Below are 24,974 nucleotides of genomic sequence, written 5' to 3' on the forward strand. Positions count from 1 at the left end.
GGAGGCCGCCGGACGCCGGGACAGGAGCCCGATGACCGGCGGTCAAGACCCCTCTACCGGCCGGTAATAATTCCATGTACGGTGCACCGCATGGCACAGGTGACCATAGGCAACAGCGAGTTCGACCGCGACACGGCGGTCGTCCGCCGCTCTCCCGGCGTGTACGACGCCGAGCTCTCGGCCGGCTGGACGATCATCCACGCGGTCAACGGGGGCTACCTCCTCGCGCTGATGGGCCGCGCCCTGGGTGACGCACTGCCGCACCCGGACCCGATGACGGTCACCGCTCACTACCTCACCGCGTCCAGGCCGGGCCCGGCCGTCATCCGCACCGAGGTCGTGCGCACCGGCCGCACCATGTCCACCGGCACGGCGACCCTCGTCCAGTTCGAGGACGACGGTTCCGAGGTCGAGCGACTGCGCGTACTGGCCGCGTACGGCGACCTCGACGCGCTGCCGGACGACGTGCGCACCACCGCCAAGCCGCCCGCCATGCCGGCGCACGCCGAGTGCTTCGGCGCCGACGCCGCGCCCGGGGGCCGCCCCGCGCTGCCCGGCAGCTCGGCGATCACCGCCCGGCTCGACGTCCGGCTGGACCCCGCGACCTGCGGCTGGGCCATCGGCGCGCCCAGCGGCAACGGCGAGATGCGCGGCTGGTTCGGCCTCGCCGACGGCCGCGACGCCGATCCGCTCTCCCTCCTCCTCACGGTCGACGCGCTGCCGCCCACCGCCTTCGAGATGGGCCTCAAGGGCTGGGTCCCCACGGTGGAGCTGACCACTCACATCCGCTGCCGCCCGGCGCCCGGCCCGCTCCGGGTCTCGATCACCACCCGCAACCTCGCCGGCGGCTTCCTGGAGGAGGACGCCGAGGTCTGGGACGCCGACGACCGCCTGGTCGCGCAGTCCCGGCAGCTCGCGCGGGCGCTGCTGGACTGACCGGCGGCCGGGGCGCGCCCGGCCGGAGTTGTGGAGGGTGCCTCCGAGCGCGGGGTGTGCGCTCCCGGGCTGCCTTTCGGAAGCTCGTAGAATCGTGCGCACCATGGTTTACCTCGACCACGCCGCCACCACCCCGATGCTGCCGGAGGCGGTGCAGGCGATGACCGCCCAGCTGGCCGTGACCGGCAATGCCTCTTCGCTGCACGCCGCCGGCCGGCGTGCTCGCCGTACCGTCGAGGAGGCCCGGGAATCCCTCGCCGCCTCGCTCGGCGCACGCCCCAGTGAGGTCGTCTTCACCGCGGGCGGCACGGAGGCCGACAACCTCGCCGTCAAGGGCCTGTACTGGGCCCGCCGGGACGCCGAGCCGTCCCGTACCCGCGTACTGGCCAGCCCCGTCGAGCACCACGCCGTACTGGACGCGGTCGAATGGCTCGCCGAGCACGAGGGCGCGCGCGTGGAATGGCTGCCGGTCGACTCGTACGGGCGGGTGCACCCCGACGCGTTCCGCGCCGCCGTCGAGTCCGGGGCCGGCCCCGACGACATCGCCCTCGCCACCGTCATGTGGGCCAACAACGAGATCGGTACGGTCCAGCCGGTCGCCGAACTGGCCGCCGTGGCCAACGAGTTCGGCATCCCGCTGCACGCCGACGCGGTGCAGGCGGTCGGCCAGCTGGACGTGGACTTCGCCGCCAGCGGCCTGGCCGCGATGACCGTCTCCGGCCACAAGATCGGTGGCCCGTACGGCATCGGGGCACTGCTGCTGGGCCGCGAGTACGCCCCCGTGCCCGTGCTGCACGGCGGCGGGCAGGAGCGCCACGTCCGCTCCGGCACCCTCGACACGCCCGCGATCACCGCCTTCGCCGCGGCCGCGCGGTACGCCCTCGCGCACCGCGAGGAGTTCGCGCGCGAGATCGGCGCCCTGCGGGACGAGCTGATCGCGGCCGTCCGCGCGGCCGCGCCCGACGCCGTCCTCGGCGGCGACCCCGACCCGGCGGGCCGGCTGCCCGCCAACGCGCACTTCTCCTTCCCCGGCTGCGAGGGCGACTCCCTGCTGCTCCTCCTGGACGCGCAGGGCATCGAGTGCTCCACCGGCTCGGCCTGCACCGCCGGCGTCGCCCAGCCCAGCCACGTCCTGCTCGCCGCCGGCATGGCCCCGGACCTGGCACGCGGCACACTCCGCTTCTCCCTCGGCCACACGTCCACGAAGGAGGACGTGGCGGCCCTGGCGGACGCGATCGGCCCGGCCGTGGAACGGGCCCGGAGCGCGGGGCTCAGCTGACCGGGGCCGGGCTGCCGTGACGGGGCGGCCGGGCAGGGCCGCCGGGCCCTCCCGGGTCCGGTCCGCCGCTGTCCCCGGGCCCCCGGGCCTCGGACCGGGCGGCCGGGCGGCTAGGCCGGGGCCTTCCCCGGGTCTTTCCCCTTGCCCGGGTTGCGCGACAGCGCTTCCTTCACCAGGTCCATGTACCGGTCCCAGTCCCAGTGCGGCCCCGGGTCGGTGTGGTCGGCGCCCGGCACCTCGATGTGACCGATGATGTGCGTGCGGTCGGCGGGGATGCCGTACCGCGCGCAGATGTCCGCGGTCAGCTGCGCCGAGCTCGCGTACATCGCCGCCGTGAAGTCCTGCGGCCGGTCGACGAAGCCTTCGTGCTCGATGCCGATGCTGCGCTCGTTGTACTCCCGGTTGCCCGCGTGGAAGGCGACGTCCAGCTCCCGCACGGTCTGCGCGACGTGCCCGTCCTTCCGCACGACGTAGTGCGAGGCCGCGCCGTGATCCGGATTGCGGAAGACCCGCAGGGCCGTCGCGTAGCTCCCCTGCACGACGTGGATCACCACCCGGTCGATGACGTAGTCGTCCGGCCGGTCGGCCCGCCGCCAGTTCGCCCCGGACGCGGCGGACCACTGCGCGTCGCGGTAGTCGACCGCGCCCGGCTTGCGGGGTTTCTCCTGGCCGGGCAGCCGCCACCACCAGCGCTCCAGCTGGTCGTGCGCGGCCAGCCCCGCGGCCGCCACCGCGACCGTCCCGCCGATCAGCACCGCTCGGCGGCCGACGACTCTGCGGCCCGTGTGATCACCGTCTCCCATGCGCTGAACAACGCTCACCCCCCGGTTCCTGGTTCCGCCCGGCGGCCGGACACCTTCCCCTTCCACTCGTGTCAGCGGTTCCGTCTACTCTGGAAGGGCTATGACTGACGCTCCCCGCCGCCTCCGCGTGCTCGCCGCCATGTCCGGCGGTGTCGACTCCGCCGTCGCCGCCGCCCGCGCCGCCGAGGCGGGACACGACGTGACCGGTGTGCACCTCGCCCTCTCCGAGAACCCCAAATCCTTCCGTACGGGCGCGCGCGGCTGCTGCACGATCGAGGACTCGCACGACGCCCGCCGGGCCGCCGACGTCATCGGCATCCCCTTCTACGTCTGGGACCTCGCCGAACGCTTCCGCGAGGACGTGGTGGACGACTTCGTCGCGGAGTACGAGGCGGGCCGCACCCCGAACCCCTGCCTCCGCTGCAACGAAAAGATCAAGTTCGCCGCCCTCCTCGACAAGGCCCTCGCCCTCGGCTTCGACGCCGTCTGCACCGGCCACTACGCCACGGTCGTGACCCGCGAGGACGGCAGCCGCGAGCTGCACCGCGCCTCCGACATGGCCAAGGACCAGTCCTACGTCCTCGGCGTCCTGGACGAGCGCCAGCTCGCGCACGCGATGTTCCCGCTCGGCGACACGGTCACCACCAAGGCGGAGATCCGCGAAGAGGCCGCCCGACGTGGTCTGTTCGTCGCCAAGAAGCCCGACAGCCACGACATCTGCTTCATCGCCGACGGCGACACCCAGGGCTTCCTCGCCAAGCGGCTGGGCCGCGCCGAGGGCGACATCGTCGACGAGACGGGCAACGTCCTGGGCAAGCACGAGGGCGCGTACGGCTACACGATCGGCCAGCGCAAGGGCCTGCGCATCGGCACCCCGGCCGCGGACGGCAAGCCGCGCTACGTCCTGGACATCTCCCCGGTGGACAACACCGTCACCGTCGGCCCCGCCGATGCCCTGGACGTGACGGCCCTCACGGCCATCCGCCCCCGCTGGTGCGGCACGCCCCCGTCCGGCCCCGGCACGTACACCGCCCAGCTCCGCGCCCACGGCGACGAGACCGAGGTCCGCGCCGAGCCCACCGAGGACGGCTTCACCGTCGACTTCACCACCCCGGCCCGAGGCGTGGCCCCCGGCCAGGCGATCGTCCTGTACGACGGGACGCGAGTGGTCGGCTCGGCGACCATCGCGACGACCCGCCGCGCGACGGCCGCGAGCGCTCGCTAGCGGCCGCCGGGCGGTTGTTCCCGGCCCGGGCCCTCGGCCCGGGCTCCCGGCCGTACGCGGCGTTAGTGAGCCGTTAGCCGTACGGCGGTGGATCAGCAGCGGCGGCCGGAAGTCTTGTTCCCGCGGCCGGGACCCCGGGCGTGCACCGCCAGTGTCCAGGCGCTCTCCGGTGCGGATCGAGGCCGGAGCGACCGGCCGGAACGGGATTCGAGGAACGACGCATGAAGCGCATTGTCATGGCCCTGGCCGCCGTCGCCGTAATGGCACTGGGCGCGATGATCGCCCTGAACACGAACACCGACGGGGCGGTCCTCACCGCGAACGGAACGGACCACGTGGTGCCGCGCGCGGAGGTCGAGAAGCACGCGGTGGAGGACTACGGCCGTCCGCTGCGCGACGAGGGACCGGAATCGGTGAGCTGCGAGGGCGGGCTGCGCGCGAAGCAGTCGGAGCGCGTGGAGTGCACCGCCGTCTTCGACGGGAAGCGCAAGCCGATGACGATCTCCGTGACCGGAGTGCGGGGCGACGAGGTGACGGTCGACTTCGCCGTTCTGAACGAGCGCGCGTAGCGCGCGTGGCGCGTGGCGCGCCTGCGGCGTGGTGGGGCGGTCGGGCGGTGGGGCGGTCTGACACCGCCGCACCGCCGCACGGTCAGCCGGCCGCCTCCCTCGCGCCCCGCGCGTACGCGACGAACTCCGCCCATGCGCCCGGGGAGACGCTGAAGTGCGGCAGCGCGGTGTCCTTGGAATCCCGCACGTGTATCGCATCGGGGCAGGAGGCGACCTCGATGCATGCCTCGCCCTCGCCACCGCTGTAGCTGGACTTCCGCCAGGTGACAGCGACTTCGATGCACGATTCGTCCTGTCCGCCGCTATAGCTGCTCTTGAACCACGTGAGTTCAGAGTTCATGATCACGTCTCTCCTGTCAGCAGTCGCTGAATGAGGGCTCGCGACGCCTCGGGGTCGAGAGCCTGTGCGCGGAGTGTCCCGTAACGATGGCTCAGCACGCTGATGTCGTCGGGCTCGGTGAGGAAGTAACTTCCCTGCTGGCCCGCGACATAGCCAATGGTGTGGTGGTCCGGCGTCTCCAGCAACGTCATGGGGCCGTCCACCCCGCAGTGTGTCTCCCTGCTGAGCGGCATCACCTGCAGCTGGACGTTGTGCAGTTCGGAGAGGTTCAGCAGATTGCGCAGCTCGCCTGCCCATGCGTCCTGTCCGCCGATCTTCCGCAGCAGCGTGGACTCCTCCAGCACGAACGTCATCCGGCACGCGGGCGTACGCGTCAGCAGATTCTGCGTGGCCAGTCGGGCCTGTACCGACTTTTCGATCTCTTCGTCGGTCATGCTCGGGCGTACCGACCGGAACACCGCCCGCGCGTACTCCTCCGTCTGTAACAGGCCGTGCAGGAAATGCGTGGAGTACACGTGCAACGCCAGTGCCTCCGCCTGGAGTTTGACGTACTCCTCCGCCCACGCCGGGTGATGTTTCTCGGCCACCTCCGGGGCCAGCACGCTCAGGAGGCCGTTCGCGCCCAGGGCCGCGTCCACCGCGTTCACGTAGCCCACCTTCGGGGGTCTCTCGCCGCGTTCGACCATCGCGATGAAGGACTCGGAGTACGGAATGAGCGCGGACAGCTCGCGCCGCGTCATCTCGCGTTTCTCGCGCAGGAAGCGGGACTGCTTCCCGAAGATCAGCAGGCTGATCGGGGGCTCGTTGGTCCGGGTCATCGGGCACCTCCGCTGACGCTGGTCGTACCGCATCGCACGGATCGCACACTCGCCGTACGCCTCCGCACAACGGAGCCGATCCAGTACAGAGAGTAATCGCCGCCACCGACAATCAGTCCATGACTGACGAAAACCCTGGTGAGACGCCCGCGGCCGGCCTTCGATTGCTGCCCTGGACGAGCGTCGACGGCCGGCCCTGCTATCTCTCCACCGACGGTTCCGGGCCCGTGTCGGCGCTCGCCGACAGCGTTGAGGAGATCCAGCTGGGGATGGGGGAGGAGCTGCTGTGCCACGCGCGCGCGATGCTGGCCGACCCGAAGGCGACGGAGATCGAGTTCCGGTACCTGGCGCGCTGTCTGGTGGCGGCCTTGGGGGATGCCCTGCGGGTGGCGGGCTGCCGGGCGGCGGCAGCCCGCCGGTGAGGGATGGCCAGCCGTCGGCCCCGAGGGCCGCGAGGCCGGTCCGGAGATCCTCCGCGTTCATGACCGGCGAGTACTGGACCTTGGCGCCGAGCTCCAGGAAGCACGGCTCCCCGGTCTTCGGCATCTGCGACGGGTCTCTGCACGTCGAAGAAGATGGACGCCGTGCGGCAGCCGTTCCCGGTGGTGAAACAGGCCGTCCTCGGGGCGGAGGGCCGTCAGTGCGTTCTCCATGGCCTTCGGCAGCGTGCCGTTCCTGATGGCACCGTTGGCCGTCGGTGTGTCCAGCTGGACCTTCAGCGGCATTCGCATGGGAACCCCTTTCCGGCCGGGCGGGTGCTCCTTCAGGGGTACCGGACGGGCCCGGTCGCGCATGCCCCCGGTGCCCCGCTGCCCAGGAACGGAGGCAATGCGGAGGCGGTCCCATACGCCCGCCGCCCGGGATTCCGCCAGGGTTTGCGGAGACCGGATACCGCCCGTTGCGGGCGGGGACGTAGAGTCGCGGGGGCGACGGGACGACAACGGCTGCTGATCGAAAGGGAGTCAACGTGACCGTGCATACGGAGGACAAGGCCGGGGTCCATGGGGCCGGGCCGGCCGCGCTCCATGCCGAGCTGGTCCGGCGCAATCCCGGGGAACCGGAGTTCCACCAGGCGGCCCTGGAGGTCCTGGAGACGCTGGAGCCGGTGCTCACGGCGCGTCCCGAGTTCGCCGACGCCCGCGTACTGGAGCGGCTCGTGGAGCCGGAGCGGCAGATCATGTTCCGGGTGCCGTGGCTGGACGACCGCGGCCGGGTGCAGATCAACCGGGGCTTCCGGGTGGAGTTCAACAGCGCGCTCGGCCCGTACAAGGGCGGCCTGCGCTTCCACTCCTCGGTCAACCTCGGCATCGTGAAGTTCCTCGGCTTCGAGCAGATCTTCAAGAACGCGCTGACCGGCCTGAACATCGGCGGCGGCAAGGGCGGCAGCGACTTCGACCCGCACGGCCGTTCCGACGCCGAGGTCATGCGCTTCTGCCAGTCCTTCATGACCGAGCTGCACCGCCACCTCGGCGAGCACACCGACGTACCGGCCGGTGACATCGGCGTCGGCGGCCGCGAGATCGGCTACCTCTTCGGCCAGTACCGGCGGATCACCAACCGCTGGGAGTCCGGTGTGCTCACCGGCAAGGGCCTGGACTGGGGCGGCTCGCGCGCCCGCACGGAGGCCACCGGCTACGGGAACGTGCTGTTCACCGTGGAGATGCTGAAGCAGCGGGGCGAGGACCTGGACGGCCTGCAGGTCTCGGTCTCCGGCTCCGGCAACGTCGCGATCTACAGCATCGCGAAGGCCCAGGAGCTCGGCGCGAACGTGCTGACCTGCTCGGACTCCGGCGGCTACGTGGTGGACGAGAAGGGTATCGACCTCGACCTGCTGAAGCAGATCAAGGAGGTCGAGCGCGGGCGCATCAGCGAGTACGCGGAGCGGCGCGGAACCTCGGCGACCTACGTGCCCGGCGGGTCCGTGTGGGACGTCCCCGTGGACGTGGCGCTGCCCTCGGCCACCCAGAACGAGCTGGACGAGGACGCCGCGCGGGTCCTGGTGCGCAACGGCGTCAAGGCGGTCTCGGAGGGCGCGAACATGCCCGCCACGCCGGGCGCGATCGCCGTGTTCCGGGAGGCCGGAGTGGCCTTCGGGCCCGGCAAGGCGGCCAACGCGGGCGGCGTCGCGACGAGCGCCCTGGAGATGCGGCAGAACGCCGCGCGCGAGACGTGGACGTTCGAGCGCGCCGAGGGCGAGCTCGCGGCCATCATGCGCAACATCCACGACACCTGCTTCGAGACGGCGGAGCGGTTCGGGCACCCGGGCGACTACGTGGCCGGCGCGAACATCGCCGGCTTCGAGCGGGTCGCCGACGCGATGCTGGCGCAGGGCCTGATCTAGTACGCGGCCGTACCCGGCCCCCGATGCCGCTGGGGGCGGGGGCGGTACGTGCCGTCCCCGCCCGCCTGTGGCGGCGTCCCCGCGCCTACCCATGGCGGCGTCCCCGCGCTTACCCATGGCCGCCGCCCCCGCCCGTATGGTTGCAGTATGAACATTTGCGTCTTCTGCTCCGCCGCCGACCTCGACGAGCGCTACACCACCCCCGCCCGTGAGTTCGCCGAGCTGATCGGCAAGGGCGGTCACGCCCTCGTCTGGGGCGGCTCGGACACCGGTCTGATGAAGGTCATGGCCGACGGCGTGCAGGAGAACGGCGGCCGGCTCATCGGCATCTCCGTGGAGTTCCTGGCCCACAAGGCGCGCGCGGGCGCCGACGAGATGGTGATCACCGCGGACCTAGCCGAGCGCAAGGCCGCGCTCCTGGCCCGCGCCGACGCCATCGTCGTGATGGTCGGCGGTACCGGCACCCTGGACGAGGCCACCGAGATCCTGGAGCTGAAGAAGCACGGCCTGAACGCCAAGCCCGTCGTCGTGCTCAACACCAACGGGTTCTACGACGGCCTCCGTGAGCAGTTCCGGCGCATGGAGGAGGAGAGCTTCCTCCCCGTGCCGCTGACCGAGCTGGCGTTCTTCGCGGAGGACGGCGTGGGCGCGCTGGCCTACCTGGAGGAGCAGGCGGGCATCCAGGCCGCCTGAGGGGCACCGGGCGGAGCAGCCGCCCCGTACGTCCGCCTTGTGCGGACCTGTCGTTAGGATCGGGCCCATGGGTACGCACTTGATCACCGGCGCAGGATCGGGCATCGGGACGGCGGTCGCGCGGCGGCTGGCCGACCGCGGCGAGGACTTGTGGCTGCTGGCCCGGGACGCGGGCCGCGCCAAGGAGCTGGCCGCGCAGTTCCCGGGGGCCCGCACGGTCGTCGGTGACCTCGGTGTCCCCGAGAAGCTCGGCTGGGCGCTCGGCCACCAGACGCTGCCGGACCGGCTGGACTCCGTCCTGCACATCGCCGGCGTCGTCGAGCTGGGCACGGTCGCCGACCTGCCCGCCAAGAGCTGGCAGCGCCAGCTGACCGCCAACCTGGTCGCGCCGGCCGAGCTGACCCGCCTCTTCCTGCCGCAGCTGCGGCTCGCGGAGGGCCACGTGGTCTTCCTCAACTCCGGTGCCGGGCTGCGCGCGAACCCGCAGTGGGGCGCGTACGCGGCCAGCAAGCACGGCCTGAAGGCGCTCGCGGACGCGCTGCGCGCCGAGGAGCACGAGAACGGCGTCCGCGTCACCTCCGTGTACCCCGGGCGCACCGCGACCGCCATGCAGGCCAGCGTGCACCAGCAGGAGGGCAAGGAGTACGACCCGGCCCGCTGGATCGACCCCGAGTCGATCGCGACCACGGTCCTCACCGCCCTCGACCTCCCCCGGGACGCCGAGATCACCGACCTCTCGGTGCGCCCGGGCCGCTGAGCCCCGCTACCGGGGCGCGCGACCGCGTGCCCCGGGGCACGGACACGGCAACGCCCTTCGGGCACATAGGGTCGGACGCGTGAGCGACAAGACCACCACACCCTGGAGCGCCGGCGCGGCCACCGGTATCGGGTCGATGCCCGGCGGTGACGCGCGCGAGGCCGCGAAAACCGTCACCGGCTCCCTCGAACGGCTGCCGTACCTGCCCGAGCTGCCCGCACGCGGGCCCGGCGCCGACATGATCGGCCGGACCGCCGGGCTGCTCGTCGAGGTGTACGCGCACGTGGAGCCCAGCGGCTGGCGGATCAGCGACCGGCCCGGCCGCGACACCCGCCGGGCCCGCTCCTGGCTCGGCGAGGACCTCGACGCCCTGGAGGAGTTCACTCAGGGGTACGAGGGCGCGCTGAAGGTCTCGGCCGTCGGGCCGTGGACGCTGGCCGCCGCCCTGGAGCTGCGCAACGGCGAGGCCGCGCTGAGCGACCCGGGCGCCTGCCGGGACCTGACCGCCTCGCTGGCGGAGGGGCTGCGCGGGCACCTCGCGGACGTACGGCGGCGGGTGCCGGGCGCGCGGATCGTGCTCCAGCTCGACGAGCCGTCGCTGACCGCCGTGCTGCGCGGCAGCGTGAAGACCGCGAGCGGCTACCGGACGCACCGCGCGGTGGACCGCGCCGTCGTCGAGGGCGCGCTCCGCGACATCATCGGCGCGGCGGGCGGTGCGCAGGACGACGGCACCCCCGTCGTCGTGCACTCCTGCGCGCCGGACGTGCCCTTCGCGCTGCTGCGCCGCGCCGGCGCCGCCGGCATCGCGTGCGACTTCTCGCTGCTCACCGAGCGTGACGACGAGGCGATCGGGGAGGCCGTCGAGAGCGGCACGACACTCTTCGCCGGGGTCGTGCCGGGCACTGACGGCCCATTGTCAGACCCTGCCGGTAGCGTCATGGGTGTCAGGTCGCTGTGGCGCAGGCTGGGGCTGAATCCGGGGACTCTCAGCGAGTCCGTGGTGATCACTCCCGCGTGCGGGCTCGCGGGCGCTTCGCCCGACTATGCCCGTAAGGTGCTCGCCCATTGCGTCCGGGCGGCGGGATCGCTCGCGGACAACCCTGAGTGAGCGCACTCAAGGACACGGGAGGACAGACGGTGGCCGGCGAAGAGCAGACCGGACAGGCGGGGGACGGCGCGGCGGGAGCCGACGTGCCCTCGGAGGCGCGCGAGCGGCATCAGCGGCTCGCGGAGCAGATCGAGGAGCACCGCTTCCGGTATTACGTCAAGGACGCGCCGATCGTCAGCGACGCGGAGTTCGACAGGCTGCTGCGCTCCCTGGAGGCGCTGGAGGAGGAGCACCCGCCGCTGCGGACGCCCGACTCGCCCACCCAGAAGGTCGCGGGGGCCTACGAGACGGAGTTCACGGAGGTCGCCCACCGCGAGCGGATGCTCTCGCTGGACAACGCCTTCGACGACGAGGAGCTGGCGGCCTGGGCGGAGCGGCTGGCCGGTGAGCTGGGTGGCGACCCGAAGTCCGCGGGATACCACTTCCTGTGCGAGCTGAAGGTCGACGGCCTGGCGGTCAACCTGACGTACGAGCACGGCCGGCTGACCCGCGCCGCCACCCGCGGCGACGGCCGCACCGGCGAGGACATCACGCCGAACGTCCGGACCATCGCGGAGATCCCGGACCGGCTGGAGGGCGACCGGATCCCGGAGCTGGTGGAGATCCGCGGCGAGGTCTTCTTCCCGATGGAGAAGTTCGAGCAGCTGAACGCCCGTCTTGTGGAGGACGGCAAGCCCCCCTTCGCCAACCCGCGCAACGCCGCGGCCGGTTCACTGCGCCAGAAGGACCCCAAGGTCACGGCGACGCGCCCGCTGCACATGGTGGTGCACGGCATCGGCGCCCGCGAGGGCCTCGACATCGACAGCCAGTCCCAGGCGTACGACCTGCTGCGCGAATGGGGCCTGCCGACGGCCAAGCACAACAAGGTCGTCGACTCGCTCGCCGCGGTGCGCAAGTTCATCGCGTACTACGGCGACCACCGGCACGACGTCGAGCACGAGATCGACGGCGTCGTCGTCAAGCTCGACGAGATCCGGCTGCAGGGCCGCCTCGGCGCCACCTCGCGCGCACCGCGCTGGGCCATCGCGTGGAAATACCCCCCGGAGGAGGTCAACACCAAGCTGCTGGACATCCGGGTCGGCGTCGGGCGGACGGGCCGGGTGACGCCGTACGCCGTCGTGGAGCCCATCATGGTGGCCGGCTCCGAGGTCGAGTTCGCCACGCTGCACAACCAGGACGTGGTGAAGGCCAAGGGCGTCTTCATCGGGGACACGGTCGTGCTGCGCAAGGCGGGCGACGTGATCCCGGAGATCCTGGGGCCGGTGGCGGACCTGCGGGACGGCAGCGAGCGGGAGTTCGTGATGCCGGCCGAGTGCCCGGAGTGCGGCACGAAGCTCCAGCCGGCCAAGGAGGGCGACATCGACCTGCGTTGCCCCAACGCCCGGGGCTGCCCGGCGCAGCTGCGGGAGCGGCTGTTCTACCTCGCGGGCCGCAAGAGCCTGGACATCGAGAACTTCGGGTACGTCGCGGCGACCGCGCTGACCCAGCCGCTGGAGCCCGCCGAGCCGCCGCTGCGGGACGAGGGCGACCTCTTCGGGCTCTCCATCGAGCAGTTGCTGCCCATCAAGTCCTACGTCCTGGACCCGGACAGCGGGCTGCCCAAGCGGGACCCGAAGACCGGCGAGGAGAAGGTCGCCACCTTCTTCGCCAACCAGAAGGGCGAGCCGAAGAAGAACGCCCTGGCGATGCTGGAGAACATCCAGGCCGCCAAGGAGCGCCCGCTTGCCCGCATCCTGACGGGTCTTTCGATCCGGCACGTGGGCCCGGTCGCGGCGCAGGCGCTGGCCATGGAGTTCCGTTCGCTGGACCGCATCCGCGAGGCGAGCGAGGAGGAACTGGCCGCTGTGGAGGGCGTCGGAGGCACCATCGCCGCCTCGCTGAAGCAGTGGTTCGAGGAGGAGTGGCACCGCGACATCGTGGAGAAGTGGCGGGCCGCCGGGGTGCGGATGGCGGAGGAAAGCACCGGGGACGAAGGCCCGAGGCCGCTGGAGGGCGTCACCGTCGTCGTAACGGGAACACTTCAATCACACACCAGAGACGGCGCGAAGGAAGCGCTGCAACGTCTTGGGGCGAAGGTGACCGGATCTGTCTCGAAGAAGACCGGTTTCGTCGTCGTAGGCGACAATCCTGGGTCGAAATATGACAAGGCTATGCAGTTGAAGGTCCCCGTGCTGGATGATGACGGATTCGCGGTGCTGCTCGAACAGGGTCCCGATGCCGCGCGAGCGGTAGCTGTCACACCTCCGGAGGAGGAGTGAGCAAGACACTCCTTCGGTGCATACCAGACGCTTACGGGTGGTCGGGTCGCATTCGGGCAACCGCTGCCGATCGCTGCCCGTAGCGGCCTTCTGCGGCCTACTGTTGAGGGGTGCGCCTGCCGTGGCGCGGGCACAGCCGGCTGTGAGAGGGATCGGAATGGAACCGACCGACAGCGCCGCTACGGCGTCGCGGCTCCGGCGGCTCGTCATGCCCGCGTTGCCCGCCGCGGTGGTCCTGACGGCCGCCCTGGTGCTCGTGACGGGCGTGATCATGACGATCGGAGGCGGCGCCGCGCTCTTCCCGCGCGGCGCCATCGGCTGGTCGCTGGCCGTCCTGACCGGAGTCATCGTCGGGCATCTCGTCGCCATCGGCAGGGACCGCTGGTCCGGCGGCACCGGCTCCGGTGCCGCACTGGCCCTCGCGGTCCTGCTGCTGTACGGCTGGGTGCCCGCCGCGCTCATCAGCCTGTCCGTCGTCGTCCTGGTCGGCGCGGCGCGCCGGCAGCGCTGGCGGCAGGCAGTGGTGCAGGGCGCCATCGACGTACTGGGCCTGGGCGCAGCCGCGCTGGGCCTCGCCGCCTTCGGCATCACCGCCGGCGTCCCCGAGCCCCGCGGCTCGGACGAGTGGGACCTCTCGGTCCTGCCGCCGGCCCTCGGCGCGGCGCTGGCGTACCTCGCGGTCACCCGCGCCCTGATGTGGTTCCTGATGGGCTCGCGCAACGGCCGGCTGCCGTCCATCGCGCGCCGCGCCGTGACCCGGCAGGCCCTGGTCGGCATCGCCCTGGTGGGCATAGCCCCGCTGATCGTGGTGGTCGCCGAGCACGCACCGCTGCTGCTGCCCCTCTTCGCCGTACCGCTCATCGCGCTGGACTCCACGCTGTGGATAGCCCGGGCGCGCGCCGAGGAGCAGCTGCGCGACCCGCTGACGGGCCTGCCGAACCGGCAGTGGCTGCTCGAACGGACCTGGAGCGCCCTGGACGACGCCGAGCGGGTCGGCTCCCGCGCCGCCCTGGTCCTGATCGACCTGGACCGTTTCCGGTCGGTCAACGACACCCTCGGGCACCTCGCGGGCGACCGCCTGCTGCTGCAGATCGCCGAGCGGCTGCGGCACGCCCTGCCCCGCGGAGCGGAGGCCGCGCGGCTGGGCGGCGACGAGTTCGCGGTGCTGCTGCCCACCGCCGACTCCCTCACCAGCGCGCAGCGCGTGGCCCGTTCGCTCGTGGCCGCGCTGGGCTCACCCCTCGACCTGGACGGGCTGACGCTGGTGCTGGAGGCGAGCGCCGGCGTCGCCGTCTATCCGGACCACGCGCTGGACGCCGAGGGCCTGCTGCGCCGCGCGGACGTCGCGATGTACCAGGCCAAGCGGGACCGCAGCGGGGTCGAGGTCTACGAGGCCAAGCGGGACGGCAACACCCCCGACCGGCTCGGCCTCCTCGGCGATCTGCGCCGGGCGCTGGACGCGGGCGAGGTCGAGCTGCACTACCAGCCCAAGGTGCGCTTCGACGGCCAGGTGGCCGGTCTGGAGGCGCTGGTGCGCTGGGTGCACCCGGACCGCGGGAGAGTCCCCCCGGACGAGTTCATCGCCATCGCCGAGTCCTCCGGGCTGATGCCGCGGCTGACCGAGTACGTCCTGGAGACCGCGCTCGGCCAGGTGGCGCGCTGGCGCGCGGACGGGCTGGAGGTCCCGGTCGCGGTGAACGTCTCGCCGCGCGATGTGCACACCCCCGGGTTCGCCGGCGCGGTCGCCGCGCGGCTGGCCCGGCACGGCGTACCGCCCGGCTCCCTCCAGCTGGAGATCACCGAGCATGTCCTGCTGGAGGACCCGCAGCGGGCCGCCGACACGCTGAACGGCCTGACCGGGCACGGCGTGAAGATGTCGCTGGACGACTTCGGCACCGGGTACAGCTCGCTGGTGCACCTGCGGCGGCTGCCCGTCAGCGAGCTGAAGATCGACCGCTCGTTCGTGGCGCGGCTCGCGGTGGACACCGAGGACGCCGAGATCGTCCGCTGCACGCTCGACCTCGCGCACTCCCTCGGCCTGCTCGTCGTCGCCGAGGGCGTCGAGGACGACGAGACCTGGGAGCGGCTGCGGGACCTGGGCTGCGACGCGGTACAGGGCTGGCTGGTGGCGGCCGCGATGCCGCCGGACGAGACGACGGCGTGGCTCCGGGCGCGCGAGCACCACGGCTGGCGCCGCGAGTCGGACGGTTCGCCGTCCGACTCCGAGGAGGCCGACCGGCCCTCCGGGCAGGTCGTGAAGTAGCTCACCCGGCCTCCGGCGGGCCCCGGCGGAAAGCGTTTCGCGGTCACGACTCCGCGCGCCATAGGATTGGGGCGAAAACTCCACCGGAAACCAGCAGAGGATCGCTGCATGCCTGGCATCACGCGCGAGGAGGTCGCCCACCTCGCACGGCTGGCACGTCTGGAGCTGAAGGACGAAGAGCTCGACCACTTCGCCGGACAGCTCGACGACATCATCGGCGCGGTAGCCCGCGTGTCCGAGGTCGCCGACCAAGACGTTCCGCCGACCTCCCACCCGCTGCCCCTGACGAACGTCATGCGGGCGGACGAGGTGCGCCCGTCGCTCACCCCCGAGCAGGCGCTCTCCGGCGCGCCCGCCCAGGAGCAGCAGCGATTCAAGGTGCCGCAGATTCTGGGGGAGGACTGACCGAGATGGCTGACACCGCAGCACACGAACTGATCAAGCTCACCGCCGCTGAGACCGCGGCGAGGATCGCGGCCGGTGAGGTCACCGCCGTCCAGGTCACCGAGGCCCACCTGGCCCGGATCGAGGCCGTGGACGAGAAGGTGCACGCCTTCCTGCACGTCGACCGGGAGGGCGCGCTCGCCCAGGCCCGCGCCGTGGACGCCAAGCGCGAGCGCGGCGAGAAGCTCGGCCCGCTGGCCGGCGTGCCGCTGGCCCTGAAGGACATCTTCACCACCGAGGGGATTCCCACCACGGTCGGTTCGAAGATCCTGGAGGGCTGGATCCCGCCGTACGACGCGACGCTGACCACGAAGCTCAAGGCCGCCGACGTCGTCATCCTCGGCAAGACCAACATGGACGAGTTCGCCATGGGGTCCTCCACCGAGAACAGCGCGTACGGCCCGACGGGCAACCCGTGGGACCTCACCCGCATCCCCGGTGGCTCCGGCGGCGGCTCGTCCGCGGCCCTCGCGTCGTACGAGGCGCCGCTGGCGATCGGTACGGACACCGGCGGTTCGATCCGCCAGCCCGCGGCCGTGACCGGCACGGTCGGCGTGAAGCCCACCTACGGCGGCGTCTCCCGTTACGGCATGGTGGCGTTCTCCTCCTCCCTGGACCAGGGCGGGCCGTGCGCCCGTACGGTCCTGGACGCGGCGCTGCTGCACGAGGCGATCGCCGGCCACGACCCGATGGATTCCACCTCCATCGACGCGCCGGTCCCGCCGGTCGTCGAGGCCGCCCGCAACGGCTCGGTGCAGGGCATGCGCGTCGGCGTGGTGAAGCAGTTCCGCGGCGAGGGCTACCAGGCCGGTGTCATCCAGCGGTTCGACGAGTCCGTCGCGCTCATGCGTGAGCTGGGCGCCGAGATCGTCGAGCTGGACTGTCCGTCCTTCGACCTCGCGCTGGCCGCGTACTACCTCATCGCGCCCTCGGAGTGCTCCTCCAACCTGGCCCGCTTCGACGCCATGCGCTACGGCCTCCGGGTCGGCGACGACGGCACGAAGTCGGCCGAGGAGGTCACGGCCCTGACCCGCGAGGCCGGCTTCGGCGACGAGGTCAAGCGCCGGATCATCCTCGGTACGTACGCGCTCAGCTCCGGCTACTACGACGCGTACTACGGCTCCGCGCAGAAGGTGCGGACGCTGATCACCCGCGAGTTCGAGCAGGCCTTCGAGCAGGTCGACGTGATCGTTTCGCCGACCACGCCCACCACCGCCTTCCCGATCGGCGAGCGCGCCGACGACCCGATGGCGATGTACCTCGCCGACGTGTGCACGCTCCCCGTGAACCTCGCGGGCAACGCGGCCATGTCGCTGCCCTGCGGTCTCGCCCCCGAGGACGGCCTGCCCGTGGGCCTGCAGATCATCGCCCCCACCATGAAGGACGACCGGCTGTACAAGGTCGGTGCCGCCGTCGAGGCCGCCTTCGTGGAAAAGTGGGGCCACCCGCTGCTCGAGGAGGCACCGTCACTGTGAGCGCCATCACCAAGAAGGCCAAGAACTTCAAGAAGTCCAAGTCGGGTCTGTACCTGTCGATGGGCACCACCGCTTTCGGCGCGCTGAGCGTCGCCAAGCAGGCGAAGCTGGCCCGGCAGGAGAACGACACGCTCCGGCTGATCGACGCGGCCGTCTCGGCCGCGGCCATCGTCACCGGCCTGGCGATCCTCTACCGGGAACTGAAGCACCTGGGCGACGACGACGTCCTGCTGGGCTGAGGGAGAAAGTTTCACCGTGACTGTCACTGACCTGGTCTCGTACGAGGACGCCCTCGCGACGTACGAGCCCGTCATGGGTCTTGAGGTGCATGTCGAACTCGGCACCAAGACCAAGATGTTCTGCGGGTGTTCGACGACGCTCGGCGCCGACGCCAACACCCAGACCTGCCCCACCTGCCTGGGGCTGCCCGGCTCGCTGCCGGTCGTCAACGCGACCGGCGTCGAGTCCGCCATCAAGATCGGCCTCGCGCTGAACTGCTCGATCGCCGAGTGGTGCCGCTTCGCCCGGAAGAACTACTTCTATCCGGACATGCCGAAGAACTTCCAGACCTCCCAGTACGACGAGCCGATCGCCTTCGACGGCTACCTCGACGTACAGCTGGAGGACGGCGAGATCTTCCGCGTGGAGATCGAGCGCGCCCATATGGAGGAGGACACCGGCAAGTCCACGCACGTGGGCGGCGCGACGGGCCGTATCCACGGCGCCTCGCACTCCCTCCTGGACTACAACCGCGCCGGCATCCCGCTCATCGAGATCGTCACCAAGCCCATCCAGGGCGCGGGCGAGCGGGCCCCCGAGGTCGCCAAGGCGTACGTCGCCGAGCTGCGCGAGCTCATCAAGGCGCTCGGTGTGTCCGAGGCCCGCATGGAGATGGGCCAGATGCGCTGCGACGTGAACCTCTCGCTGATGCCCAAGGGCAGCGAGACGTTCGGTACGCGCTCGGAGACCAAGAACGTCAACTCCCTGCGCAGCGTCGAGCGCGCCGCCCGGTTCGAGATCCAGCGGCACGCCGCGGTCCTGAACGGCGGCGGCACGGTCGTCCAGGAGACCCGTCACTTCCACGAGGACGACGGCTCCACGACCTCCGGCCGCATCAAGGACAACGCCGAGGACTACCGGTACTTCCCGGAGCCCGACCTGGTCCCCGTCGCCCCGTCCCGCGAGTGGGTCGAGGAGCTGCGCAAGGGTCTGCCCGAGATGCCGCGCGTCCGCCGCAACCGGCTGCGCGAGGAGTGGGGCGTCTCCGAGCACGACATGCAGTCGATCCTCAACGCCGGTGCGGTCGACCTGATCGTCGCCACCACGGAGGCCGGCGCGGACTCCGCCGCCGCCCGCAAGTGGTGGATGGGCGAGCTGGCCCGCCGCGCCAACGAGGACGGCGTCGACCTCGACGCGCTGCCGATCACTCCCGAGCAGGTCGCCCGGGTCGCCGGGCTGGTCGCCGAGGGCTCCCTCAACGACAAGCTGGCCCGCCAGACCATCGAGGGCGTGCTGGCCGGCGAGGGCACCCCGGACGAGGTCGTCGAGAAGCGCGGCCTGAAGGTCGTCTCCGACGAGGGCGCGCTGGGCAAGGCCGTCGACGAGGCGATCGAGTCCAACGCCGCCATCGCCGACAAGATCCGCGGCGGCAAGGTCGCCGCGGCCGGCGCCCTGGTCGGCGCGGTCATGAAGGCCACCCGAGGCCAGGCCGACGCGGCCCGCGTCCGCGAACTCATCCTGGAAAAGCTGGGCGTGGAGGGCTGACCTCCCCGCACATCCGCCGAGGGGCGGCACGTCTTCGGACGTGCCGCCCCTCGCGCGTTCCTCCCGGCCCGAGCCCGATGCGACGGGGGTGAACGACTCCTCGCGGTCCGGCAGGCGTTTGCAAAGTTGTCATCCCGATACGTATCGCCCGCCACGTGGGGGTTCTAGTGTCCCTCGCGCACCACAGCAATGGACCGACCGCGGACCATTGGAGACGACTGGAGGTCGAGGGTGGCAGCGGAGACAACGCGTAGACGGGTACTGGCGGTTGGGGCGGCGGCCGTGGGGGCGGCCGCCGCCGGGTCGTTGCTGCCGCCCTCGCTCCAGCAGGCGCTGGCCGCCGACGCGGCGCGGCCCGGGCGTCCGGACGGCGGGCTCGACGACATCGGGCACGTCGTCGTCCTGATGCAGGAGAACCGGTCCTTCGACCACTACTTCGGGATGCTGCGTGGAGTGCGGGGCTACGCCGACCGGAACGCGATCACGCTCCCCGGGGGCGGCAGCGTCTACGAGCAGCCCGGACCGCTCGGCCGGACCGTACTGCCCTTCTCCGTGCGGGAGGCAGCGGCGGCGCAGAAGAAGGACCTGCAGTACATCGGCGCGCTCGACCACGGCTGGGACGGCGGCGCCAAGGCCTGGCACGGCGGCTGGATGGACAACTGGGTCGGTGCCAAGACCGCGGCCACCATGGCGCACTACGACCGCCGGGACGTGCCGCTCCACTACGAGCTGGCCGACACCTTCACCGTCTGCGACGCCTACCACTCCTCGATCCACTCCTCCACCAGCCCCAACCGCAACCACCTGGTCAGCGGCTGGACCGGCTTCGAGGCGAACGGCGAGCGGGCGGTCGGCAACGACGCGTACGAGGAGGACACCCACCCCGGGTACGACTGGCCCACGTACGCCGAGCGCCTGGAGCGGGCCGGCCGCAGCTGGCGGGTCTACCAGGAGTGGGACAACTTCACCGACAACAACCTGGAGTTCTACGCGCGCTTCAAGGCCGTGGCGAAGAAGGCGCTGGCCCGGATCGGGGACCCGAGGATTCAGCACATGACCGCCTTCTACGCGAAGGTCGCCGACGCCGACGAGGCGGAGCAGAAGCGGCTCCAGGGCCTGCTGGACGAGGGCGTGAAGGCGCTCTCCCGGGCGGACCGGAGCCTCTTCGAGCGTGCGCTGCGGCGCGGCGAGCCCGGCTCGACCGCCACCGCCTTCGCGGCCGACGTCGCCGCCGGGAAGCTCCCCGAGGTCAGCTACATCGTCCCGGCCGCCGCCGACTCCGAGCACCCCGGTTCCTCCTCGCCGATCGCCAGCGCCACCCTCGTCTACAAGGTCCTCGACGCCCTCGGCAGCAACCCCGACGTCTGGCGGCGGACCGTCCTGCTGCTCACCTACGACGAGAACGACGGCTTCTTCGACCACGTCCCGCCGCCCGTCGCCCCGGCCGGCACCGACGAGGAGTACTGGGACGGCCGCCCCACGGGCCTCGGCATCCGCGTCCCGATGCTGGTGATCTCGCCCTGGTCGGTCGGCGGCCACGCCTGCTCCCAGGTCTTCGACCACACCTCGATCATCCGCTTCCTGGAGCGCTGGACCGGCGTCCGCGAGCCGAACATCAGCGCCTGGCGGCGCACCGTCTGCGGCGACCTCACCAGCGCCTTCGACTTCTCGCGCGGCCGGAAGCAGCCCGCCGTCGACCAGCCGGGTCCGATCCCGCCCTTCACCGGCCGGTGGAACCCGAAGCCACCCGCCGAGCAGCGGCTGCCCCGCCCCGAGGAGGGCACCCGGCCGGCCCGTCCGTTGCCGTACCAGCCCGACGCGGACGGCACGTACGACCCGGCGGCCGGGCGGTTCCGGCTGGCGCTGCGCAATACGGGCGCGGCCAGTGCCCACCTCGCGCTGTACCCGTACGCGGGGGAGTACGCCACGCCCCAGCACCGCGACGTACGCGGGACGGCGGGCTGGGACGTACCGGTCCGGGACGGGGCGTACGACTTCATGCTCACCGGGCCGAACGGCTTCCGGCGGGAGTTCGCCGGGACCGCGGCGGGCGCGGCGGCCGGGCTGCGGGTGACCACGCACCTTGACGCCGACGAGCGGGAGATCCACCTCACGCTCGTCAACCGAGGTGACCGGTCGCTGACCGTCACGCTGGCCCCGCTGGCGTACTCCGGCGCGGCACCGCGCACGGTCGAGCTGCCGGCCGGCCGCACCCGTACGCTCGCGCATCCCGCAGCGGGCGACCACGGCTGGTACGACCTAAACCTCACGGTCAGGCAGGACGAATCGTTCCGCCGCCGGCTGATGGGACACATCGAGAACGGCGAGGAGTCCATAACGGGCTGATCCGAGCGGAGGCCGCCCCTTCGCTTCTTTGTGGGGAAGTACACAAAGGGGTCAAAGGATCTTTTCGGGCTGCCACTCTTCTGGAATGCGGGCCCGCCGCCCCTTCGTCGGCAGGCGGCGGGCCCGCGCCATCCCCCGCCCCTCCCGCGCGCGACAGCACCGGTGCCCCGGAGTTCGACGCACATCCCGGGACAGCAGAAAAGGCCTCCATGACCGCACTCGCCCGGTGGTGTCTCCGGCGCCGCGCCCTGGTCATCGTCGTATGGCTCGCCGTCCTCGCGGGCGTCGCCGCTGCCGCCGGCGCGCTGGGTTCCTCGTACTCGAACAACTACGAGGTGCCCGGCACGGAGTCCGGACGCGCGGCGGACCGGATGGCGGACGCCTTCCCCGGCCGGTCCGGGGAGAGCGACACCATCGTGTGGCACACCGACTCCGGGACGGTGCGCGCGGCGGACGTACGGGACCGGATGGCACCGGCCCTGGACCGCGTCGCCGGGCTGCCCGGGGTGGCCTCCGTGGACGGCCCCTACGACACCCGGACCGACGCCCCCGCCGACGAGGCCGCGGAGCGCCGCATCAGCGCGGACGGGCACACCGCCTACGCCTCGGTGGTCTTCGACGCACCCGTCGACGACCTGGATCCGAAGACCGTGCGGGCGGTCGTGGACACCGCGCAGGACGCCTCCGGTGACGGCCTGACCGTCGCCCTCGGCGGCGCCGGGATCGACCTCGCCGAAGCGCCGAAGAGCCACCTCGCCGAGGCCATCGGCCTGGCCGCGGCCGCCGTCGTCCTCTTCCTGGCCTTCGGCTCGCTGGCCGCGACCGCCCTGCCGATCATCACCGCGCTCGTCGCGGTCGGCACCGCCTCGTCCGGCATCGGCCTGCTGGGCCACGTCATGACCGTGGCCGACTTCGCGCCCATGCTCGGCATGCTCATCGGGCTGGGCGTGGGCATCGACTACGCGCTGTTCATCGTCACCCGGCACCGGAAGAACCTCCGCACGGGGATGGGCGTCGCCGAGGCCGCGCAGAAGGCGGTGGCCGTATCGGGGCGGGCCGTGGTGTTCGCCGGGGCCACCGTCTGCATCGCCCTGCTCGGCATGCTCGTCCTGCGGCTGTCCTTCCTCAACGGCGTCGCACTCGCCGCCTCGCTGACCGTCGTCCTCACCGTCGCCGCCTCCGTGACCCTGCTGCCCGCCCTCCTGGGGTTGATCGGCACCCGCGTACTGGGCCGCCGGGAACGCGGCCGGCTGGCCGCCGACGGACCGGTCCCCGAGCACCCCACCGGCTTCGCCGTCCGCTGGTCCGGCTTCGTCGAGCGCCACCCCAAGCTGCTCGGCGCCCTCGCCGCCGGGATCATGCTCGTCCTCGCGCTGCCCACCCTCGGCCTGCACCTGGGCACCTCCGACCAGGGCACCGATCCGCCCGCCTCGACCACCCGGCAGGCCTACGACCTGCTCGCCGAGGGCTTCGGGCCCGGCTTCAACGGGCCGCTCACCCTGGTCGGCGACCTGGACGGGGCCGACGACCGGCTCGCCTTCGACGACCTCCCCGACCGGCTGCGGACCACGCCCGGCGTGGCCCAGGTCAGCGGCCCGGAGTTCGACGGCAGCGGCAGCACCGGCGTGATCACCGTCGTCCCGGACAGCTCGCCCCAGTCGCAGGAGACCTCGGACCTGGTGGAGCGGCTCCGCACCGACGTGCTGCCGCAGGCCGCCGACGACTCGACCCTGCGCGTCGACGTCGGCGGCGTGACCGCGGGCTACGACGACTTCGCCGACGTGATCGTCGGCAAGCTGCCGCTCTTCGTGGGCGTCGTCATCACCCTCGGCTGCGTCCTGCTCCTCCTCGCCTTCCGCAGCATCGGCATCCCGCTCAAGGCCGCCGTCATGAACGTCGCCGCGGTCGCCGCCTCCTTCGGGATCGTCGTCGCCGTCTTCCAGTGGGGTTGGGGGAGCGAGGCGCTGGGCCTGGGGAGCGGCGGCCCGATCGAGCCCTTCCTCCCCGTGATCATGGTCTCGGTCCTCTTCGGCCTCTCCATGGACTACCAGGTCTTCCTGGTCAGCCGGATGTACGAGGAGTGGCGGCGCACCCACGACAACCGCAGGTCCGTACGGGTCGGGCTCGCCGAGACCGGCCGGGTGATCAACTCGGCGGCGGTCATCATGATCGCGGTGTTCTCCGCCTTCGTGCTCAGTGGCGACCGGACGATCGCGATGTTCGGCATCGGACTGGCCGCCGCCGTCGCCCTCGACGCCTTCGTGCTCCGCACCCTCCTGGTGCCCGCCCTGATGCACATGCTGGGCGGCGCGAACTGGTGGCTGCCGGGCTGGCTGGACCGCCGGCTGCCGCGGATCACCATCGAGCCGCCGGAGGAGGAACCGGACGCCGCCGCGCCGGTCCCCGCGCCGCGGCACGCCGCACGCGAGCCCCTCGTGCCCCGCTAGCGCGGCTCTCTCATACGACTCTCAGACGCGGCCCCTACGGTCGCGCCCATGGGTACCACGACGAGCAAGAACGACACCGCGAAGACCGACGCGGTCACCGACGACAAGGCCGCCGACCCGAAGCCGGCGGCCGCCTCCGAGGAGCAGGCCGCCGCACCCGAGGAGCAGGCCGCAGCGCCCGAGGACCGCGTGCCGGACACCGCCACGGACGAGGCCCACGAGGAGGAGCCGCACCCCGAGGACGCGCCCGCCACCGGGCAGGCCGCACCCGCGCGGCGCGGCATCGTGGCCGGAGCCGGTGCCGTCGCCGGTGCCGCGCTCGGCCTCGCCTCCCTGACCGGCACCTGGGCCGGCACGATCCTCTCCGAGCGGCAGGGCGTACTCGGCCAGATCAAGCTCCAGACCGGCCAGACCAAGGACCAGATCGCCGCCGTCTACACCGCCCCCTGGCACACCACCGCGCTCGTCAACGGCATCTTCGCCCTGATCGCCCTCGTGGTCACCGGCGTCGTCCTGCTCGGCCGCCCGCAGGCCGCCTGGACCAAGGCCGTCGCCTGGGGCGGGTTCGCGCTCGCCGTACTCGGCCTGGTGGTCGCCGGCGGCATGTACCTCGACCTGTTCGCCGCGGCCCCCAAGCTCAGCGCCGGCGGTTCCTGAGGAAGTCCGCACGACCGCATACGGCATCCATACGGCATCCGGCAGGGGCCTTAGACCGCACGGTGGGACACCACGGCGGAATCTGAGGCCCCTACGGCTGTGCAGATCGGGAAGTTGCCCGATGCCGCGCACCGCCTGAGGCGGCGAGGCTGACGACGTAACGTCAGCCGCCGCAGGAGCACGCTCCTCGCGGCCCTTCTCAGGGGGCACCATGCACTACTACGAGATCCAGCACCGCGTCCGCCACGAGGAACTGCGCCGGGAGGCCGACCTCGACCGGCTGGCACGCGAAGCCGCCGCGGGACGCCGCGCCGCCCGGTCCGCCGAGCACGAACCCGAAGGGCGGGTGAGCCGTAAGAAGGGCCGCAGCGGGTGGGCCCGCCGCAGGGCCGAGGCCTGAGCCGCGCGGCCCGCCGAGGCGTCCGGTGACCGGGAAACCCGGTGCCGAACT

22 protein-coding genes are annotated in these 24,974 nt (G+C 72.1%); 19 read left to right on the top strand and 3 right to left on the bottom strand.

Annotated elements, in window-relative coordinates:
* Nucleotides 1-90 precede the first annotated feature (90 nt).
* Both ACIGQF_RS16640 and ACIGQF_RS16645 read left to right on the top strand, forming a co-directional pair.
* Nucleotides 91-936 carry a thioesterase family protein gene (locus ACIGQF_RS16640; protein WP_399710573.1) on the top strand — a complete coding sequence of 282 codons (846 nt, stop codon included), beginning with the start codon at nt 91-93 and terminating at the stop codon, nt 934-936.
* Between the two features lie 103 nt (nt 937-1,039).
* Entirely contained in the window at nt 1,040-2,215 is a 1,176-nt protein-coding gene (locus ACIGQF_RS16645) for a cysteine desulfurase family protein (protein ID WP_399710975.1), read from the top strand.
* 110 nt (nt 2,216-2,325) lie between these two features.
* Here ACIGQF_RS16645 and ACIGQF_RS16650 read toward each other — a convergent pair whose 3' ends face one another.
* Nucleotides 2,326-3,018: an N-acetylmuramoyl-L-alanine amidase gene (locus tag ACIGQF_RS16650; RefSeq protein WP_399710977.1), complete on the bottom strand. Its 693-nt coding sequence runs from the start codon at nt 3,016-3,018 to the stop codon at nt 2,326-2,328.
* A 100-nt stretch (nt 3,019-3,118) separates the two neighbouring features.
* Here ACIGQF_RS16650 and mnmA point away from each other — a divergent pair, with 100 nt between their 5' ends.
* The gene (gene mnmA / locus ACIGQF_RS16655) at nt 3,119-4,243 is read left to right on the top strand and encodes a tRNA 2-thiouridine(34) synthase MnmA (protein WP_399710575.1); all 1,125 of its coding nucleotides are present in this window, start codon (nt 3,119-3,121) and stop codon (nt 4,241-4,243) included.
* A 221-nt stretch (nt 4,244-4,464) separates the two neighbouring features.
* Nucleotides 4,465-4,812 (top strand): DUF4333 domain-containing protein, encoded by a 348-nt coding sequence (locus ACIGQF_RS16660; RefSeq protein ID WP_399710577.1) that lies wholly within the window; start codon nt 4,465-4,467, stop codon nt 4,810-4,812.
* Nucleotides 4,813-4,894: 82 nt separating this feature from the next.
* On the opposite strand, the gene ACIGQF_RS16665 is transcribed toward ACIGQF_RS16660, so the two are convergent.
* The gene (locus ACIGQF_RS16665) at nt 4,895-5,152 is read right to left on the bottom strand and encodes a DUF397 domain-containing protein (protein WP_399710579.1); all 258 of its coding nucleotides are present in this window, start codon (nt 5,150-5,152) and stop codon (nt 4,895-4,897) included.
* 2 nt (nt 5,153-5,154) lie between these two features.
* Nucleotides 5,155-5,970: a Scr1 family TA system antitoxin-like transcriptional regulator gene (locus ACIGQF_RS16670; protein ID WP_399710581.1), complete on the bottom strand. Its 816-nt coding sequence runs from the start codon at nt 5,968-5,970 to the stop codon at nt 5,155-5,157.
* A 119-nt stretch (nt 5,971-6,089) separates the two neighbouring features.
* On the opposite strand from ACIGQF_RS16670, the gene ACIGQF_RS16675 reads away from it, so the two are divergent.
* From ACIGQF_RS16675 to ACIGQF_RS16745, 15 genes are all read left to right on the top strand, one after another.
* Nucleotides 6,090-6,392 (top strand): hypothetical protein, encoded by a 303-nt coding sequence (locus tag ACIGQF_RS16675; protein ID WP_399710583.1) that lies wholly within the window; start codon nt 6,090-6,092, stop codon nt 6,390-6,392.
* A 611-nt stretch (nt 6,393-7,003) separates the two neighbouring features.
* Entirely contained in the window at nt 7,004-8,311 is a 1,308-nt protein-coding gene (gene gdhA, locus ACIGQF_RS16680; RefSeq protein WP_399710979.1) for an NADP-specific glutamate dehydrogenase, read from the top strand.
* 147 nt (nt 8,312-8,458) lie between these two features.
* Nucleotides 8,459-9,004: a TIGR00730 family Rossman fold protein gene (locus tag ACIGQF_RS16685; RefSeq protein ID WP_399710585.1), complete on the top strand. Its 546-nt coding sequence runs from the start codon at nt 8,459-8,461 to the stop codon at nt 9,002-9,004.
* Nucleotides 9,005-9,071: 67 nt separating this feature from the next.
* Nucleotides 9,072-9,761, top strand: a complete 690-nt coding sequence (locus ACIGQF_RS16690) for an SDR family oxidoreductase (protein WP_399710587.1) — start codon at nt 9,072-9,074, stop codon at nt 9,759-9,761.
* A 79-nt stretch (nt 9,762-9,840) separates the two neighbouring features.
* The gene (locus ACIGQF_RS16695; protein WP_399710589.1) at nt 9,841-10,869 is read left to right on the top strand and encodes a methionine synthase; all 1,029 of its coding nucleotides are present in this window, start codon (nt 9,841-9,843) and stop codon (nt 10,867-10,869) included.
* 29 nt (nt 10,870-10,898) lie between these two features.
* Nucleotides 10,899-13,127 carry an NAD-dependent DNA ligase LigA gene (ligA, locus tag ACIGQF_RS16700; protein ID WP_399710981.1) on the top strand — a complete coding sequence of 743 codons (2,229 nt, stop codon included), beginning with the start codon at nt 10,899-10,901 and terminating at the stop codon, nt 13,125-13,127.
* 157 nt (nt 13,128-13,284) lie between these two features.
* Complete coding sequence (locus tag ACIGQF_RS16705; RefSeq protein WP_399710591.1) at nt 13,285-15,390, top strand: putative bifunctional diguanylate cyclase/phosphodiesterase; 2,106 nt, start codon at nt 13,285-13,287, stop codon at nt 15,388-15,390.
* A 108-nt stretch (nt 15,391-15,498) separates the two neighbouring features.
* Nucleotides 15,499-15,795, top strand: a complete 297-nt coding sequence (gatC, locus tag ACIGQF_RS16710) for an Asp-tRNA(Asn)/Glu-tRNA(Gln) amidotransferase subunit GatC (protein ID WP_016642027.1) — start codon at nt 15,499-15,501, stop codon at nt 15,793-15,795.
* Nucleotides 15,796-15,800: 5 nt separating this feature from the next.
* Nucleotides 15,801-17,309, top strand: a complete 1,509-nt coding sequence (gene gatA, locus ACIGQF_RS16715; RefSeq protein ID WP_361555964.1) for an Asp-tRNA(Asn)/Glu-tRNA(Gln) amidotransferase subunit GatA — start codon at nt 15,801-15,803, stop codon at nt 17,307-17,309.
* Nucleotides 17,306-17,548, top strand: coding sequence for a hypothetical protein (locus ACIGQF_RS16720; protein ID WP_030258159.1), 243 nt, complete (start codon nt 17,306-17,308; stop codon nt 17,546-17,548). The genes gatA and ACIGQF_RS16720 overlap by 4 nt, the downstream gene beginning before the upstream one ends.
* 16 nt (nt 17,549-17,564) lie before the next feature.
* Nucleotides 17,565-19,073 (top strand): Asp-tRNA(Asn)/Glu-tRNA(Gln) amidotransferase subunit GatB, encoded by a 1,509-nt coding sequence (gatB, locus tag ACIGQF_RS16725; protein WP_399710594.1) that lies wholly within the window; start codon nt 17,565-17,567, stop codon nt 19,071-19,073.
* A 231-nt stretch (nt 19,074-19,304) separates the two neighbouring features.
* On the top strand, nt 19,305-21,419 hold the full coding sequence (locus ACIGQF_RS16730; RefSeq protein ID WP_399710596.1) for a phosphocholine-specific phospholipase C: 2,115 nt from the start codon (nt 19,305-19,307) through the stop codon (nt 21,417-21,419).
* A gap of 209 nt (nt 21,420-21,628) precedes the next feature.
* Nucleotides 21,629-23,866 carry an MMPL family transporter gene (locus ACIGQF_RS16735; protein WP_399710598.1) on the top strand — a complete coding sequence of 746 codons (2,238 nt, stop codon included), beginning with the start codon at nt 21,629-21,631 and terminating at the stop codon, nt 23,864-23,866.
* Nucleotides 23,867-23,914: 48 nt separating this feature from the next.
* On the top strand, nt 23,915-24,523 hold the full coding sequence (locus ACIGQF_RS16740; protein ID WP_399710600.1) for a hypothetical protein: 609 nt from the start codon (nt 23,915-23,917) through the stop codon (nt 24,521-24,523).
* Nucleotides 24,524-24,734: 211 nt separating this feature from the next.
* Nucleotides 24,735-24,923: a hypothetical protein gene (locus tag ACIGQF_RS16745; RefSeq protein WP_399710602.1), complete on the top strand. Its 189-nt coding sequence runs from the start codon at nt 24,735-24,737 to the stop codon at nt 24,921-24,923.
* Nucleotides 24,924-24,974 lie beyond the last annotated feature (51 nt).

This window comes from Streptomyces sp. NPDC053560, assembly GCF_044544605.1.
GTDB lineage: Bacteria > Actinomycetota > Actinomycetes > Streptomycetales > Streptomycetaceae > Streptomyces.